Source organism: Vibrio sp. KUL78, assembly GCF_059725505.1.
Genome location: NZ_AP045837.1, coordinates 3,132,703 through 3,147,491 on the forward strand (window position 1 = coordinate 3,132,703; position 14,789 = coordinate 3,147,491).

Consider the following 14,789-nt stretch of genomic DNA (forward strand, 5'->3'; position numbering starts at 1 on the left):
TAGGCTCATTAGAATCAGCGCATTAGAAAAACACAACAAAATTAAGAAAGGACAGCATTCATGCTGTCCTTTTGCTTTTGGATCAGAGACTACGATTAATCTTGATTCACAACCGCTTTTGCAAGCTCAGGTAAGCGACCTCGCATCCCCAATGCCCGACTCATAATTTCCTGTTTTGCCCCTGGCAATTGCCCTACTAGGCTCATACCGATACCACGGAATAACTTCTTGGCTGGGTTATCGCCTTCAAACAGATCCTTAAAGCCCTGCATCGCAGCAATCATTTTCGCCGCCTCGGCTTTACGCCAGCGCTCGTACTCTCTTAAATGACGTTTGCGACCCAAGTCTTGTCCTGAGTTCCATAGTTTGAGCAGTTCCTGTGCTAAGCTTGCTGCATCAAGCAGCCCAAGATTGACCCCTTGCCCTGCTAACGGATGGATCGTATGCGCCGCATCACCGACTAAAGCAACGCGCTCAGTTGCAAAATCTCGAGCATAACGCATGGTCAGCGGGAAAACGCGTCGCTCAGACTGAACTTGGCATAAACCTAAACGGCTATCAAACTCAGCAGTCAGGGCTTTGTTGAACTCAGCATCTGACATCTTTGCGAGTTTTTCTGCTCGCGTTGGATCTGTCGACCACACGATGGAACAAAGGTTATCATCCACCATAGGTAAGAAAGCCAGTGGGCCTTGAGAGGTAAACACCTGTCGAGCGACACGCTGGTGATAATCTTCTACCGAAATATTCGCAACCAAAGCGCTATGACCATAGTCCCAATGCGTCAGAGGAATATCTTGCTGCTTACGAACCCAAGAGTTGGCGCCATCTGCACCAACGATGAGTTTGCTCGTAAAGGACTGACCGTTATCCAGTGTGGTCCAAACCTCGCTCTCACCAATCGCCATCGATTGACAGCGGTGCGGCATAAATAGCGTCACGTTACTTTGCTGTTCCACCTGTTCTAGCAGCGCTAACTGAATCACACGATTCTCAACAATATGACCGAGGTTCGGTTGAGACATTTGGCTGGCAGAGAATTCAATACGTGCAAAGCTATCTTGCTCCCACACTTCCATCGCCTGGTAAGGTGCACAGCGGTGATTTTGGATCGCTTCCCATGCATCCAGATTTTTTAAAATAGTTTCGCTCGCGCGGCTAAGTGCGGAGACGCGAATATCTGGATCTCCACTCAAATCTTTGGAAGGTTGAGAGCCTTCCACAATTGCGATTCGAATTCCGGTATTTTTTAGGGCACGCGCTAGCGCCAGCCCCACCATTCCGCCACCTACAATGGCGATGTCAAAACTTTGCATCTTTGCCTTACCTTTTCACCACGCCCAACGCTCGGTTGAACACTGGCGTCTTCAGACGTGGGAAATTGTCCATCATTGCCAATCCAAGATTTCGAGCTACACGAAGCGTGAGCAAATCGTTGGAAAATACATGCACCAAACCTGATGTCATGGTTATCGTCAGCTCTCTATCCGACTGACGTTGTGCCTGGAACCTTGTTAGATTAGCGTATTCGCCGACATCTTTAAGGTTTTCCAGTAACGAATCGACCAGAGTCGCAATATCGCGAATTCCCAGGTTGAAGCCTTGCCCTGCTATCGGGTGAAGAGTTTGTGCCGCATTACCTACCGCAGCCACTCGATGACTCACGATTTGCGGACGGTGTTTGAGCGAGAGTGGATAGCTAACCACAGAGCCTACGCGAGTAAACCTCCCCAAACGCCACCCGAATGCCTGTTGCAGTTTCTCAAGAAACGCGGACTCGGAGAGTGATTGCACATCCGCTGCCTCTTCTGGAGGCAAGCACCAAACAAGTGAGCTGCGCGATTGTGACATTGGGAGCAAGGCCAATGGACCATGTTCGGTAAATCGTTCAAACGCTCGACCGTTTGGTGCCTCGCTAGTCAGCACATTCGTAATAACGGCAACTTGATTGAAATCTCGAATCTCTTGACCTAGTCCAACCGCTTGGCAAATTGCAGAATCTGCACCGTCGGCGGCAACCACCAGCTTAGCGTGAAGCTGCTGGTCACCTTCGTCTGAGGTGAGGTCAAGAACCACATTATCTTGCTGTTGAACAAGGTGTGTTACTGCGCTTGGACAGAACAAATCGATGTGGGAGCGAGTGGCTAGCTCATCGCTAAACCGCTGCCCAACTTCAGCCAACTCAACAACATAACCCATCGCATCCAGACCTTCTTTATCAGCATGGAAGTCGGTCATTCCAGCATGACCTCGGTCTGAGACATGAATATGGGTGATCGGCGTAGCGTGATCCTCGATGAGACGCCACAGGTCGTAACGTTTCAGAAGTTCGACACTGCCATAAGACAGAGCAATAGAGCGAGCATCAAAGCCCGGGTGAGCGGCATTACCTTGCGCATATGGCTCGACGACCGCAATCTTTAACGCATGATTAGTGCTGGAATCTAGCGCCATGGCAAGCGTTGCGCCTGCCATAGCCCCACCAGCAATAACAACATCATACTCTTTGGGCACGGATATTCTCCTTGTAGCCAAACCCTCTCCGACCTTAGTGGATGGTAGGTGTCTCTGATTCTTTACTTGGTTTTACGCCAAACTCAGCGTGGATGGTCAGAACGCACGCTTTAACATGCTCAATAACCTGCTCAAGCAACTGCGCTTGCTCTTCCATATCATCATCTTCATCGATGCCTAATCTAGCGATCTCTTCTAAGTCAGCGAGCGCTTCTTTGGTGTCAGCCGATGCCTTAGCAAGCTGGGCATTAATAAGCCCCAAGCCAGAGATAAAGTGATTGACCCACTCGCTGAGTCCATCTGCTTGTTCGAACAGATCGGCTTCCACACCTTCCCCAGGGATAAACAGTGCGAGTTCAAAGCTTTGCTCAGCCGTGAGCTCTTTGATGGAAAGATCAAGAAGCTCTCTTGAGCGAGTCAATAATGACTGCGGCCAACCGAGGCCATCGTTGGTGTAATCAAACAATAGCGGTTGCCAGCTGTCATCCTTTAGCCCTAAACCACCACTCAACATACCGACCAATAGGCCGTGTAGTTCTGCTGGGGAAACGGCAAGTCCTGCCTGCTGTAGCTCTGTCGCTACCGCAATGTAATCGGGTAGTGTTGATTCACTCATAACGATACTCGTTGTCCTGTAGGGTAGTCAGCGGTAAAAAGAACAAACTACCTTGATTCAAATTTGATGTGCCATGCTACCACTTCACACACTTGGCGGAAATGGTGTCGCGCTCGTTTCTGAATAGCTTTTGTGCGAATTGTCGATTTCGTGTGTGATTAGCCACGCATTTGGCACTGAGTCACCGGAAAAGCTTGAATCTTAATGTGGCTTTACCTATAGTTTCTCCCTCAACATTACCGCTATTGGTGATACTTAAAAGAGTTCTTGTCATTATGGAAAATCAAGCTGTCGAAGTTGAAATTTTGGGTAAACTGACTCGGGTAAATTGTCCTGCAGATCAGAAAGATACCCTTGTTCAAGCAGCGAAAGACTTGGATAACCGATTGCAAGAAATGTCCGAAAGGACTAAAGTAACCAACGAGTTGAAACTGCTTACCATCGCGGCGCTTAACATGTCGTATGAGCTTAACAACCGCAGTAATGAGTCACTTCAAGAAGTGACTGAAATGAACGAGCGCATGGAGCAGCTCGCGGCATCGCTTGATGATGCCATCAGCAAAGTAAAGCAAGGACAGCAAGCCTAATTTTACCCTGGGGTGTGCGTCAGTGGATTTAAGTCCCTGAGCCGATAAGCAATACCAAAGGGTTAGTACTTGATAGCTATTGAGCAAGCTCGGCCCGTACCGAGAAGCCTACGGTTATCATTGCTGATCCGCCTTGAACCAGCTGGTTCAAGGGCCACAATCCTCAACGGCACTCTGGGGTATTCCTAATGTCATTATCGACTAGGCAGCAAATTCGAACCTTGATTCGAGGTCGCCGCCAAGCCATCAGTGCAGACCAACAAATCCGATACTCTGATGAGTTAGTCGAGCGTGCTAAGCAGTTACCAGAACTTAGCCGAGCGAAAAAGATAGCCCTGTATCTTGCCACCGATGGTGAGCTAGATGCCCAGCCAATGATTGAATGGTGCTGGCAGCAAGGCATCGACACCTACCTTCCCGTGATTCACCCTTTTTCCAAGGGCCAATTATTGTTTCTGCGTTACGCACCGACAACGCCTCTGGTGTACAACCAATATAAGATCCTCGAGCCGCGCCTTGATAAGCAAATGATTTGCCCTGTCGCTGACCTCGATATCATTTTTACGCCACTTGTCGCCTTTGACGAGCAGGGTCAACGCTTGGGTATGGGTGGGGGTTACTATGATCGAACGTTGGCACCCTGGGAGTCAAAGTCAACTGGTCCTATCGCGATTGGACTTGCGCACGACTGTCAGCAGGTAAGCGCGCTTCCTACCGAGTCCTGGGACATTCCTCTTAGTACCATCATGACACCGAGCAAGATCTGGCGCTGGTAAATCCCCTCCACCGAGCAAACGATTGCTGTTTTTTGGCGATTTTCTTCATTTCGCCAACTTTACGCTCATTTTTTAATGATTTTGATATATAATTCGCCCGCATTTTCACCTTAAATCTAAAAACTGGGATTTCACCATGACTCAAGACGAGATGAAGAAAGCTGCTGGTTGGGCGGCACTAAAGTATGTTGAAAAAGGCAGCATTGTCGGTGTCGGCACTGGCTCTACTGTTAACCACTTTATTGATGCACTAGGCACAATTAAAGAAGACATCAAAGGTGCTGTTTCAAGCTCTATCGCTTCTACTGAGAAGCTAGAAGCGCTTGGCATCGAAGTTTTCGATTGTAACGATGTGGCTGCGCTCGATGTGTATGTCGATGGCGCTGATGAAATCAACGCAACTCGCGACATGATCAAAGGCGGCGGTGCGGCGCTAACTCGTGAGAAGATTGTTGCAGCTATCTCAGACAAGTTCGTTTGTATTGTTGACGGTACTAAGGCTGTAGACGTATTGGGTAAGTTCCCTCTTCCAGTTGAAGTCATCCCAATGGCGCGCTCTTACGTGGCTCGTGAACTAGTAAAACTTGGTGGTGACCCTGTATATCGTGAAGGCGTGGTAACGGATAACGGCAACGTGATCCTAGACGTTCATGGTATGCAAATTACTGATCCAAAAGCGATGGAAGACAGCATTAACGCACTAGCGGGTGTTGTTACTGTGGGTCTGTTCGCACACCGTGGTGCCGACGTGATCATCACAGGTACGCCAGAAGGCGCAAAAATCGAAGATTAATGACCCCACATTCACGTTGTCGCCAGATTTATAACTGGCCGATATATTGAACGTGATTACGTCATTTGACTACAAACGGCACCCTTGGTGCCGTTTTTTCGTTTTCCTATAAGAAAATTATGCCTTATTCCGTAATTTTCTTACCCATCGTTAAACTTTTTTGTTACTTTATTGGTCACAAGACGCACAAGGAAAACGTTTGCCTCAAGCAGTTGGAAGCTCCCTCCCTGATATTCTCACTGTCAAATGTGCGCCAATTTAGCCCAAATTTCCCATGTTAAGGATGAGTTCAATGGCCAAAGTTTCACTGGAAAAAGACAAGATTAAGATTCTTCTGCTGGAAGGTTTGCATCCATCTTCTGTAGAGGTTCTACAAGCTGCCGGTTACACCAACATCACTTACCACAAAGGCTCTCTGCCAGAAGAAGAGCTAATGGAAGCAGTGAAAGACGTGCACTTTATCGGTATTCGCTCCCGTACTAACCTAACCGACAAGGTGATCAACGCGGCAGAGAAACTGGTGGCGATTGGCTGTTTCTGTATCGGTACTAACCAAGTTAACCTTGAAGCCGCTGCCAAGCGCGGTGTGCCTGTCTTCAACGCACCATTCTCAAACACGCGAAGTGTGGCTGAGCTAGTACTTGGTCAAATCCTATTGCTACTTCGTGGTATTCCAGAGAAGAATGCTCTCGCTCACCGTGGCATCTGGAAGAAAAGTGCGGACAACTCTTATGAAGCTCGTGGTAAGCGCCTAGGTATCATCGGTTACGGTCACATTGGTACTCAGTTGGGTATCATTGCGGAAAACTTGGGTATGCGTGTCTACTTCTACGACATCGAGAACAAACTGTCTCTTGGTAATGCGACTCAAGTGCACACCATGACTGAGTTACTGAATAAGTGTGACGTGATTTCACTGCACGTTCCAGAAACCGCTGGCACTAAGAACATGATGGGTGCGGCAGAGTTCGAACGCATGAAGCCAGGTTCAATCTTTATCAACGCGGCACGCGGTACTGTGGTTGATATCCCTGCTCTTTGTGATGCCCTTGAAGGCGGTCACCTAGCAGGTGCAGCGATTGACGTATTCCCAGAAGAGCCAAAAACCAATGCGGACCCGTTTGAGTCTCCACTGATGAAGTTTGACAACGTGATCCTCACACCGCACGTTGGTGGTTCTACGCAAGAAGCGCAAGAGAACATTGGGGTTGAAGTTGCTGGTAAGCTAGCGAAATACTCAGACAACGGTTCAACGCTATCAAGCGTGAACTTCCCAGAAGTATCACTGCCTGAGCACACAGACTGTTCTCGTCTGCTACACATTCACCAAAACCGCCCAGGTATCCTAACGCAAATCAACACCATATTTGCGGATGAAGGTATTAACATCGCGGGTCAGTACCTGCAGACTTCTGCGGATATCGGTTACGTAGTGATTGATGTTGAGACGGCGCGTTCGGAAGAGGCGTTGGCGAAGTTGAAGCAGATTGAAGGGACGTTGCGAGCGCGTATTCTTCACTAATGGTTAGTAAGAGCTTTACCCCTCCCAGCCTCCCCTTAGCAAGGGGAGGAGCCAATGCTCGTTGCGCGCCGCTTTGCTAAAAGGCGATGCGACGACAGGAGCTAGCCTAGGTTCTCCCCCTAATATAGGGGGAGCTAGAGGGGGGATAATGCGCTGAACTTACAACAAGTTAGTAATTAAAGTAGACGCCTTAGCCTCTAGCAAACACAGCTAACTCACTAAGCACTCCAAAAACCATCACTCACCAATCCGATAAGTCACATCCACCCGATCACGAATCGTAATCACCGAATCCTGATAGGCATTCGACTCCGCCTTACTATCCATCGCCATCGCACGCATCACCACCGGTTGGTTCATTTGCTGACGGTACTCAATACGCCACACATTACCAAGCTGCTGTTCAAAGCCTTTCGCCAACGAAGACGCTTTGCTTTGCGCATCTTTTATCGCCGCCATACGAGCCGCTTCTTGATACTGCCCTTCGTCTTTCACTTTCAGTTGAATGTTGTCGACTTGATTGATTCCAGATTCTAGAGCCAGATCTAAGTAGTTATTAAGCTTATCGAGGTCCATCACCTGAACCGTCACCGTGCGTGAAGCGCGATAGCCAATCAGCTCTGGCTTACCTTTTTCTGGGTAGTGATACTGCGGTGATAGATACAAGTTTGAGCTTTGGATGTCCGCTTTATCGATACCATTCTTGGTTAAACCATCAAGAAATTTATCGACTACGGCATCTACGCCTTGCTTAGCTTGATCGGCATCCATCTGTGACTGCACCACTCGAACGGAAAACTCAGCCATATCTGGTGTGGCCTGGATCTCACCGTAGCCTGTCGTAGAAATATGGGCAAATTCAGGCTGACTCGCAAACACTGGCGCCGCGAATAAACTGACCACCAAACTACCAACAACTAAAGACTGTTTCATGAAGACTCCTCGTCTTATTTTCACATACTCAATATTAGGCATAGGTTTAGACTATAGGTTCCCAAACATCCAAAAGCTGACAGAACATTGACCAAACACGTCCCCAGACTACTGAGGTAAAAATTGTCTAGCGTGACCGATGATGGCATCTGACACCTCACTCAGCACCCCGCTCTCAAGCTGCCAGTGATGCCAGTAGATTTGGTGGGAAAGTAAGATATTCGGCGTCAGTTCAATCAAAGCGCCAGACTCGAGTTCTTCTTGAATTTGAAGCTTAGGGATCAGACAGTATGCGACACCAGCAACAGCCAACTTCACAAACGCCTCTGAGCTTCGTACCGTATGTTTGAGTATGTTGCCACGCATGATATTGAAGTGCTGGTTAACAAACTTCTGATGCATCTTGTCGTGTTGGTCATAAGCGACCGCTGGCGCTTTCATCAAGGTTTCACGATTCACGCCTTGGCTAAAGTAGCGCTTAATAAAGCTTGGGCTCGCCACGCAAAGGTAATCCACACGCCCCAAATAGTCTGCTACACAGCCAGGGATTGATTGTGGCTCGAGACTGATAGCGCCCACCACTTCACCATTTTTCAGCTTTTCTATGGTTCGACCTTCATCATCAACAATAAGGTCTAGTTCGACACGCTTAGATTCGAGCAGAGGAAACAGACTTGGAAGTAACCAAGTGGCGAGACTATCTGCGTTAGTGGCCAAGGATACAGATAAAGGTTTATCGCCAAGATCCGCGGCAAGCTCAGGCACCAATTCTTGCTCAAGTAGGCGCACTCGACGATATAGACCTAACAGCTTTTTACCTACAGCGGTTGGACGCGGTGGTTGCTCGCGAACCAATACCGGTTGCGCTAACCATTTTTCCAGTTGCTTCACGCGCTGAGATACGGCAGATTGAGAGATATATAGGTGTTCCGCCGCTTTATCGAAGCTTTTTTGCTCAACAATGGCATCCAGTGCCTCTATCCATTTGTAGTCTAATCCGCGCATCTTTTAACCTCTCAAAACAGCCATTAGTTAAGCTTATTTCTCATTAATATTATTAACTATCCTAATCATAATCGAATCGCTATTCTCTCGCTCTCTTTTATGCAGTGGTGAGGAAATTAAAGTGAATTTTTGGGTGCTTCTTCAAGGTTTCGGATTGGGCGCAACAATGATTATCCCAATTGGCGCTCAGAACGCTTATGTATTAAATCAGGGGATTAAACGCAATCACCACCTGACAACAGCAACGGTATGCAGCCTGCTAGACATGACGTTCATCTCACTGGGTATCTTTGGTGGCGGTGCGATTCTATCGCAAAATGAGCTGCTGCTTACCGCTGTTACTTTAGGTGGTATCGCCTTTCTAACCGGTTATGGTTTGTTGTCACTGCGCAGCGCGTTTAAAGCACCCGCAGCAAAAGAGTCCTCAGGCGAGGTCTTGGCGCGCGGAAGACGCACGGTGGTTTTAGGTGCCCTAGCGGTAACGGTGTTGAACCCACACCTCTATCTAGATACGGTTGTTATCCTTGGCTCCATTGGTGGTCAATTTGAAGGAAATGACCGAATTGCTTTTGCTATTGGTACAGTACTCGCGTCATTCGTTTGGTTCTATTCCCTGTCGATGGGCGCAGCTAAACTTGGCCCAACGCTATCAAAACCTAAAGTTAAAAAGGGTATCGACTTGGCGGTGGCGACAATGATGTTTACTATTGCTCTGTTACTAACAAAAGGATTAATGGAGTAAGTCTTGATGGACAGAACTGAAGCCATCTACCTCGCTAACGTGGCGCTTTTGGAGCAGCTTTCCGTCCCCTTTTCCAAGTGGCAACATGAGCCTATTCTGGATTTTGAAACTGATGTTCGTATAGCGAAAGAGCTTGGCTGGACTGGGCTGCATAGCAAGAGCCTGTTTTTGAAAAAGAAAGGCGGCGGGTTTGCTCTGTTCCTAACCGATAAAGACTCAAGGCTAGACAAAGCGCAGCTAAAACAAGCGCTCGGTAAACGTACCTCTATCTGTAGCAATGAAGAAATGATCGAACAAATCGGCTGTGTTCCCGGAGCTGTCTGCCCTATCGGCTTGCCCGATGACATCGCCATCGTTGTCGATAGCCGTTTATTTGATGCCGAAGAGATCCTTTATACGCCAGGTAAGCCTGAGTGGACATTCGGTATTGACGGCAATGCTCTCAAACAGGTGTTAGATAGCGTTCCAAACCAAGTCATTGAAATCGAAAAAGGAGAAGCCTAGCTTCTCCTTTTTTACATCTGATGTTAAAGCCTGAGCGATCAGTCCACTTTGTTCAAGTGTACATCCATCTGAGGGAATGGGATCTCGATACCTTCGGCATCCAAAGCTTCTTTGATCGCTTGTAGGGTATCAAAGTAAACGTCCCAGTATTGCTCAGTGCGAACCCAAGGGCGAACCACAAAGTTCACTGACGAGTCCGCAAGTGCAACAACACCCACGGTAATGCCTGGCTCTTTAAGGATACGCTCATCCGCTTCTAGCGTCTTACGAATCACTTCTTGCGTCTTCTTCAAATCCGCACCGTAAGAGACACCAATCACGTGGTCGATACGACGAGTCGCATGACGTGAATAGTTGGTGATTGGAGAGCCAATGACCGATGCGTTTGGAACCACAACCATCTTGTTGTCTGGGGTGGTAAGGATAGTTTGGAAAATCTGAATAGAATCCACTGAACCCGCTACACCGCCAATCTCTACATAGTCACCTGACTTAAACGGACGGAAACCAACAATAAGCACACCCGCTGCAAAGTTAGAAAGTGAGCCTTGCAGAGCAAGACCGATAGCTAAACCGGCAGCACCGATAACTGCTACCACTGAGGCGGTTTGTACGCCGATGCGACTTAATGCAGCAATGAGTACGATAACAAATAAGGTGTAGCGTACAATCCCATGGATAAACTCAACGACGGCTTTATCCATCTTCTTCTTGTGCAGCAGCTTAGCTACGCTGCCCGCTATCGCTTTAACGATAATGTTACCGATAAATAGGATAAGCAGTGCAGAGATGATGTTTACACCGTACTGGATCAGAAGATCAGAGTTATTAGTTAGCCATTTTTCTGCATGCGACAGGCTATCCACGAGCGGAGTTTCGATATCAACTGACTCACCAGCCATATTGCGTACCTCTTATATAAAACGAATTGGGCAAAGCGAGTCTTAGCTAATACCACTGTACTATTAGCAAAGGCGCGCCGTAATTAGCAATGCATTCAGAAAATCAATACCAATACACATTACTTAACAAAAGGTTACGCAAACATATGCGTTAATGCCAGTTTTTTTAAGATCAATCACACAATTTTCATCAGACACAAAAAAAGCCGCTCCAAAGAGCGACTTTTTTCATCTTACTATCAGTTAAATCGTATGCGATTTAATCTTATAGTACGTCGATAGCGTTTAGGTCAGCGAAAGCTTTCTCTAGACGAGCAACCATTGAAGATTGACCAGCACGTAGCCATACGCGTGGATCGTAGTACTTCTTGTTTGGCGCGTCTTCACCAGTTGGGTTACCGATTTGACCTTGTAGGTAATCGTGGTTCTCAGCTTCGTAAGAACGGATACCATCCCAAGTTGCCCACTGTGTATCAGTATCGATGTTCATTTTGATAACACCGTAGCCGATAGACTCTTGGATTTCTGCTTCAGTAGAACCAGAACCACCGTGGAATACGAAGTTTAGAGCGTTAGGTGCGATACCGAACTTCTCTGCACAGTATGCTTGAGAGTCACGTAGGATAGTTGGAGTTAGAACAACGTTACCTGGCTTGTAAACACCGTGTACGTTACCGAAAGAAGCAGCGATAGTGAAACGTGGGCTAACAGCGTTTAGTTTCTCGTATGCGTATGCTACGTCTTCTGGAGAAGTGTAAAGCTCAGATGCGTCCATGTGAGAGTTATCTACGCCGTCTTCTTCACCACCAGTACAACCTAGTTCGATCTCTAGAGTCATACCCATTTTCGCCATGCGAGCTAGGTACTTAGCAGAGATTTCGATGTTCTCTTCTAGAGACTCTTCAGAAAGGTCGATCATGTGAGAAGAGAATAGAGGCTTACCAGTTTGAGCGAAGAACTCTTCACCTGCATCTAGAAGACCGTCGATCCATGGTAGAAGTTTCTTAGCAGCGTGGTCAGTGTGAAGGATAACTGGAACACCGTAAGACTCAGCTACTGCGTGTACGTATTTCGCACCAGCAACTGCACCTAGGATTTGCGCGCCTTGACCTTCAAGCTTAACGCCTTTACCAGCGAAGAAGCCAGCACCGCCGTTAGAGAACTGAACTACAACTGGAGCTTTAACTTTAGCTGCAGCTTCAAGAACACCGTTGATAGAGTCAGTGTTAACTACGTTAACTGCAGGAAGAGCGAAGTTGTTCTCTTTAGCAACTTCAAATACTTTCTGAACGTCATCGCCAGAGATAACACCTGGTTTTACGAAGTCGAAGATCTTAGACATGGAATAAGTCCTATTTTCTGTCGTTTTAAATAAAAATTGGCAATCGTTTGCTCACAATGGGCGGCATTGTATCAAAGTTAACCAGCCATTGCAGCATAGATAAAAGCGGACCAATCAGTCCGCTTTATAAAAAGATAATTATGCTTTAGCACGCTCTTCAAGCATTGCTACTGCTGGTAGTACTTTACCTTCAACAAACTCAAGGAAAGCACCGCCACCTGTAGAGATGTAAGAAACGTCAGCTTTGATACCGAACTTGTCGATAGCTGCTAGCGTGTCACCACCACCTGCTACAGAGAAACCTTCAGATTCAGCGATCGCTTTAGAAATGCCTTCTGTACCCGCTTCGAAGTTCTTGAATTCGAATACGCCAACAGGGCCGTTCCATAGGATAGTTTTAGCATCTTTCAGGATTTTCGCTAGTTCAGCTGTTGAGTCTGGACCTAGGTCGAAAATCATGTCGTCGTCTTGAACTTCAGATACGTGCTTGATTTCAGCTTCTGCGTTCTCGTCGAATGCTTTTGCACATGCAACGTCAGTCGCAACTGGAATTGCACACTCGTCCATTAGCTTCTTAGCTGTGTCTACTAGGTCTGCTTCGTAAAGAGACTTACCTACGTTGTGACCCGCTGCAGCGATGAACGTGTTCGCGATGCCACCACCAACAACAAGTTGGTCAGCGATTTTAGATAGAGACTCAAGAACCGTTAGCTTAGTCGATACTTTAGAACCACCAACGATAGCAACCATTGGACGAGCAGGCTTGTCCATTGCTTTGCCTAGTGCGTCTAGTTCGTTAGCTAGTAGAGGACCAGCACACGCTACAGGCGCGTTCATGCCAACACCGTGAGTTGAAGCTTGTGCACGGTGAGCAGTACCGAATGCATCCATTACGAAGATGTCACACAGTGCAGCGTATTTCTTAGATAGCTCTTCTTCGTTCTTCTTTTCGCCTTTGTTAAAGCGAACGTTTTCAAGAACAACTAGCTCACCAGCGTTAAGCTCAAGGCCGTCTAGGTAATCTTTTGCTAGTTTAACGTCGCAATCTAGTGCGTCGTTTAGGTAGTTAACTACAGGTTGTAGAGAGAATTCTTCTGCGTACTCGCCTTCAGTAGGACGACCAAGGTGAGACGTAACCATAACTTTAGCGCCAGCTTCTAGGCAGTGCTTGATGGTTGGTAGAGACGCAATGATACGAGCGTCAGATGTTACTTTACCGTCTTTTACAGGTACGTTCAGATCAGCACGGATAAATACGCGTTTACCTGCTAGATCCAGGTCAGTCATCTTGATTACAGACATGTTTAGTCCTCTCAACTAAAAAATAAATAAAGTTTTTGAAACCCGGCTTCTTGCCAAGTTTTAGAATTCATCAACTGCTTACTTATATTGGGCTCATGAATATTAATTTCAACCTTCGAAATTAATATTTTTCCCCAAGAGCGCCCTTGATACTACTGAGACGCTTGCATTGCTAACGCGGTGTCTAACATGCGGTTAGCAAAGCCCCACTCGTTGTCACACCACACCAGCATTTTGACCAGACGACCGTCACTCACTCGAGTCTGTGTCCCATCAACAATGGCGCTGTGCGGGTCGTGGTTAAAGTCCACGGAAACCAGCGGTGCTTCAGTATAGTCAACAATGCCGTCTAATGTACACCGAGAAGCGTTAATAATGACTTGATTTACGTCATTAACTTTCACATTCGTATTTATAGTTACACTAAGATCCATAGCGGTGACGTTAATTGTTGGCACTCTTACAGAAATTGCTTCAAATTTGTTAGAAAATTTCGGAAAGATGCGTTCGATGCCCTTATGGAGTTTCGTATCCACCGGAATGATGGATAAACTGGCTGAGCGTGTACGGCGTAGATCACCATGGTAAGCGTCGATAACTTGTTGATCATTCATCGAAGAGTGAATGCTGGTGATAGTCCCAGAGTCGATACCAAAGGCTTCATCTAACGCTTGAATAACCGGCACGATACAGTTCGTGGTACAAGAACCATTGGAGACAATGGTGTGATCTTTGGTCAGGGTATGGTGGTTAACACCGTAAATAATGGTGTTATCAAGATCATTGCTGCCTGGGTGAGAAAACAGCACCTTCTTTGCACCAGCTTCGATATGTTTCTCGCCATCAGCGCGGCTACCGAATACACCAGTGCAATCTAATACGATATCAACCTCTAGGTTTTTCCACGGTAACAGGCTGATGTCCTCAAGATGCAAAATACGAATGGTGTCGAACTGACCATCTTTATGCGTAAGGTACAAATGCTCTTGGTCATGAGACACCTTCTTATCAAAACGACCATGACTGGTATCGTATTGAAGCAGGTGAGCCATCGCTTCAGGTTGCGCCAACTCGTTAACGGCGACGACTTTAATTTGGTCGTTCTTCTCGCTTTCGTATAGCGCTCTGAGTACATTCCGTCCAATGCGTCCAAAGCCATTAATTGCCACTCTTAGCATCGCATTACGCCTTTTTGTTCACGTGATAAAGGCTTGCATGGTAACCGATAACGGTTGCTTTCGCATCAAGAGT

The 14,789-nt window shown here is 47.1% G+C and carries 15 protein-coding genes and 1 other RNA gene; 7 read left to right on the top strand and 9 right to left on the bottom strand.

Annotated features, from left to right (window positions below):
- Window positions 1–95: 95 nt before the first annotated feature.
- From AC6I8Y_RS14530 to AC6I8Y_RS14540, 3 genes are all read right to left on the bottom strand, one after another.
- Window positions 96–1,316: an FAD-dependent 2-octaprenylphenol hydroxylase gene (locus AC6I8Y_RS14530; protein WP_394150898.1), complete on the bottom strand. Its 1,221-nt coding sequence runs from the start codon at window positions 1,314–1,316 to the stop codon at window positions 96–98.
- Between the two features lie 7 nt (window positions 1,317–1,323).
- Complete coding sequence (ubiH, locus tag AC6I8Y_RS14535) at window positions 1,324–2,475, bottom strand: 2-octaprenyl-6-methoxyphenyl hydroxylase (RefSeq protein WP_498021523.1); 1,152 nt, start codon at window positions 2,473–2,475, stop codon at window positions 1,324–1,326.
- Between the two features lie 73 nt (window positions 2,476–2,548).
- The gene (locus AC6I8Y_RS14540; RefSeq protein ID WP_252012599.1) at window positions 2,549–3,130 is read right to left on the bottom strand and encodes a YecA/YgfB family protein; all 582 of its coding nucleotides are present in this window, start codon (window positions 3,128–3,130) and stop codon (window positions 2,549–2,551) included.
- Between the two features lie 275 nt (window positions 3,131–3,405).
- On the opposite strand from AC6I8Y_RS14540, the gene zapA reads away from it, so the two are divergent.
- The 5 genes from zapA (at window position 3,406) to serA (ending at window position 6,808) form a co-directional block, all read left to right on the top strand.
- Window positions 3,406–3,717 carry a cell division protein ZapA gene (gene zapA, locus AC6I8Y_RS14545; RefSeq protein WP_042473283.1) on the top strand — a complete coding sequence of 104 codons (312 nt, stop codon included), beginning with the start codon at window positions 3,406–3,408 and terminating at the stop codon, window positions 3,715–3,717.
- Window position 3,718: 1 nt separating this feature from the next.
- Window positions 3,719–3,902, top strand: a non-coding RNA gene (gene ssrS / locus AC6I8Y_RS14550) — 6S RNA.
- Window positions 3,903–3,905: 3 nt separating this feature from the next.
- Window positions 3,906–4,493: a 5-formyltetrahydrofolate cyclo-ligase gene (locus tag AC6I8Y_RS14555; protein ID WP_394150899.1), complete on the top strand. Its 588-nt coding sequence runs from the start codon at window positions 3,906–3,908 to the stop codon at window positions 4,491–4,493.
- Between the two features lie 136 nt (window positions 4,494–4,629).
- A complete protein-coding gene (gene rpiA / locus AC6I8Y_RS14560; RefSeq protein WP_234495126.1) occupies window positions 4,630–5,286 on the top strand; it encodes a ribose-5-phosphate isomerase RpiA in 657 nt (218 codons plus the stop codon).
- Between the two features lie 292 nt (window positions 5,287–5,578).
- On the top strand, window positions 5,579–6,808 hold the full coding sequence (gene serA / locus AC6I8Y_RS14565) for a phosphoglycerate dehydrogenase (protein ID WP_042473278.1): 1,230 nt from the start codon (window positions 5,579–5,581) through the stop codon (window positions 6,806–6,808).
- A gap of 237 nt (window positions 6,809–7,045) precedes the next feature.
- Here serA and AC6I8Y_RS14570 read toward each other — a convergent pair whose 3' ends face one another.
- Window positions 7,046–7,741: an oxidative stress defense protein gene (locus AC6I8Y_RS14570; protein WP_498020421.1), complete on the bottom strand. Its 696-nt coding sequence runs from the start codon at window positions 7,739–7,741 to the stop codon at window positions 7,046–7,048.
- A gap of 108 nt (window positions 7,742–7,849) precedes the next feature.
- The gene (locus AC6I8Y_RS14575) at window positions 7,850–8,746 is read right to left on the bottom strand and encodes a LysR family transcriptional regulator ArgP (protein ID WP_234495124.1); all 897 of its coding nucleotides are present in this window, start codon (window positions 8,744–8,746) and stop codon (window positions 7,850–7,852) included.
- Between the two features lie 121 nt (window positions 8,747–8,867).
- Here AC6I8Y_RS14575 and AC6I8Y_RS14580 point away from each other — a divergent pair, with 121 nt between their 5' ends.
- Entirely contained in the window at window positions 8,868–9,488 is a 621-nt protein-coding gene (locus AC6I8Y_RS14580; protein ID WP_498020422.1) for a LysE/ArgO family amino acid transporter, read from the top strand.
- A gap of 6 nt (window positions 9,489–9,494) precedes the next feature.
- Complete coding sequence (locus tag AC6I8Y_RS14585; RefSeq protein WP_128649342.1) at window positions 9,495–9,992, top strand: YbaK/EbsC family protein; 498 nt, start codon at window positions 9,495–9,497, stop codon at window positions 9,990–9,992.
- Between the two features lie 38 nt (window positions 9,993–10,030).
- Here AC6I8Y_RS14585 and mscS read toward each other — a convergent pair whose 3' ends face one another.
- From mscS to epd, 4 genes are all read right to left on the bottom strand, one after another.
- Window positions 10,031–10,894, bottom strand: coding sequence for a small-conductance mechanosensitive channel MscS (gene mscS, locus AC6I8Y_RS14590; RefSeq protein WP_042473269.1), 864 nt, complete (start codon window positions 10,892–10,894; stop codon window positions 10,031–10,033).
- Window positions 10,895–11,159: 265 nt separating this feature from the next.
- Window positions 11,160–12,236 (bottom strand): class II fructose-bisphosphate aldolase, encoded by a 1,077-nt coding sequence (fbaA, locus tag AC6I8Y_RS14595; protein ID WP_042473266.1) that lies wholly within the window; start codon window positions 12,234–12,236, stop codon window positions 11,160–11,162.
- Window positions 12,237–12,374: 138 nt separating this feature from the next.
- Window positions 12,375–13,538, bottom strand: coding sequence for a phosphoglycerate kinase (locus AC6I8Y_RS14600; RefSeq protein WP_112478570.1), 1,164 nt, complete (start codon window positions 13,536–13,538; stop codon window positions 12,375–12,377).
- A gap of 152 nt (window positions 13,539–13,690) precedes the next feature.
- Window positions 13,691–14,716 carry an erythrose-4-phosphate dehydrogenase gene (gene epd / locus AC6I8Y_RS14605; protein ID WP_252012605.1) on the bottom strand — a complete coding sequence of 342 codons (1,026 nt, stop codon included), beginning with the start codon at window positions 14,714–14,716 and terminating at the stop codon, window positions 13,691–13,693.
- Between the last annotated feature and the right edge of the window lie 73 nt (window positions 14,717–14,789).

Coding starts and splice junctions, on each gene's coding strand:
- AC6I8Y_RS14530 (WP_394150898.1), bottom strand. CDS start 1,316: ATGCAAAGTTTTGACATCGCCATTGTAGGTGGCGGAATGGTGGGGCTG.
- ubiH (WP_498021523.1), bottom strand. CDS start 2,475: ATGGCAGGCGCAACGCTTGCCATGGCGCTAGATTCCAGCACTAATCAT.
- AC6I8Y_RS14540 (WP_252012599.1), bottom strand. CDS start 3,130: ATGAGTGAATCAACACTACCCGATTACATTGCGGTAGCGACAGAGCTA.
- zapA (WP_042473283.1), top strand. CDS start 3,406: ATGGAAAATCAAGCTGTCGAAGTTGAAATTTTGGGTAAACTGACTCGG.
- AC6I8Y_RS14555 (WP_394150899.1), top strand. CDS start 3,906: ATGTCATTATCGACTAGGCAGCAAATTCGAACCTTGATTCGAGGTCGC.
- rpiA (WP_234495126.1), top strand. CDS start 4,630: ATGACTCAAGACGAGATGAAGAAAGCTGCTGGTTGGGCGGCACTAAAG.
- serA (WP_042473278.1), top strand. CDS start 5,579: ATGGCCAAAGTTTCACTGGAAAAAGACAAGATTAAGATTCTTCTGCTG.
- AC6I8Y_RS14570 (WP_498020421.1), bottom strand. CDS start 7,741: ATGAAACAGTCTTTAGTTGTTGGTAGTTTGGTGGTCAGTTTATTCGCG.
- AC6I8Y_RS14575 (WP_234495124.1), bottom strand. CDS start 8,746: ATGCGCGGATTAGACTACAAATGGATAGAGGCACTGGATGCCATTGTT.
- AC6I8Y_RS14585 (WP_128649342.1), top strand. CDS start 9,495: ATGGACAGAACTGAAGCCATCTACCTCGCTAACGTGGCGCTTTTGGAG.
- mscS (WP_042473269.1), bottom strand. CDS start 10,894: ATGGCTGGTGAGTCAGTTGATATCGAAACTCCGCTCGTGGATAGCCTG.
- fbaA (WP_042473266.1), bottom strand. CDS start 12,236: ATGTCTAAGATCTTCGACTTCGTAAAACCAGGTGTTATCTCTGGCGAT.
- AC6I8Y_RS14600 (WP_112478570.1), bottom strand. CDS start 13,538: ATGTCTGTAATCAAGATGACTGACCTGGATCTAGCAGGTAAACGCGTA.
- epd (WP_252012605.1), bottom strand. CDS start 14,716: ATGCTAAGAGTGGCAATTAATGGCTTTGGACGCATTGGACGGAATGTA.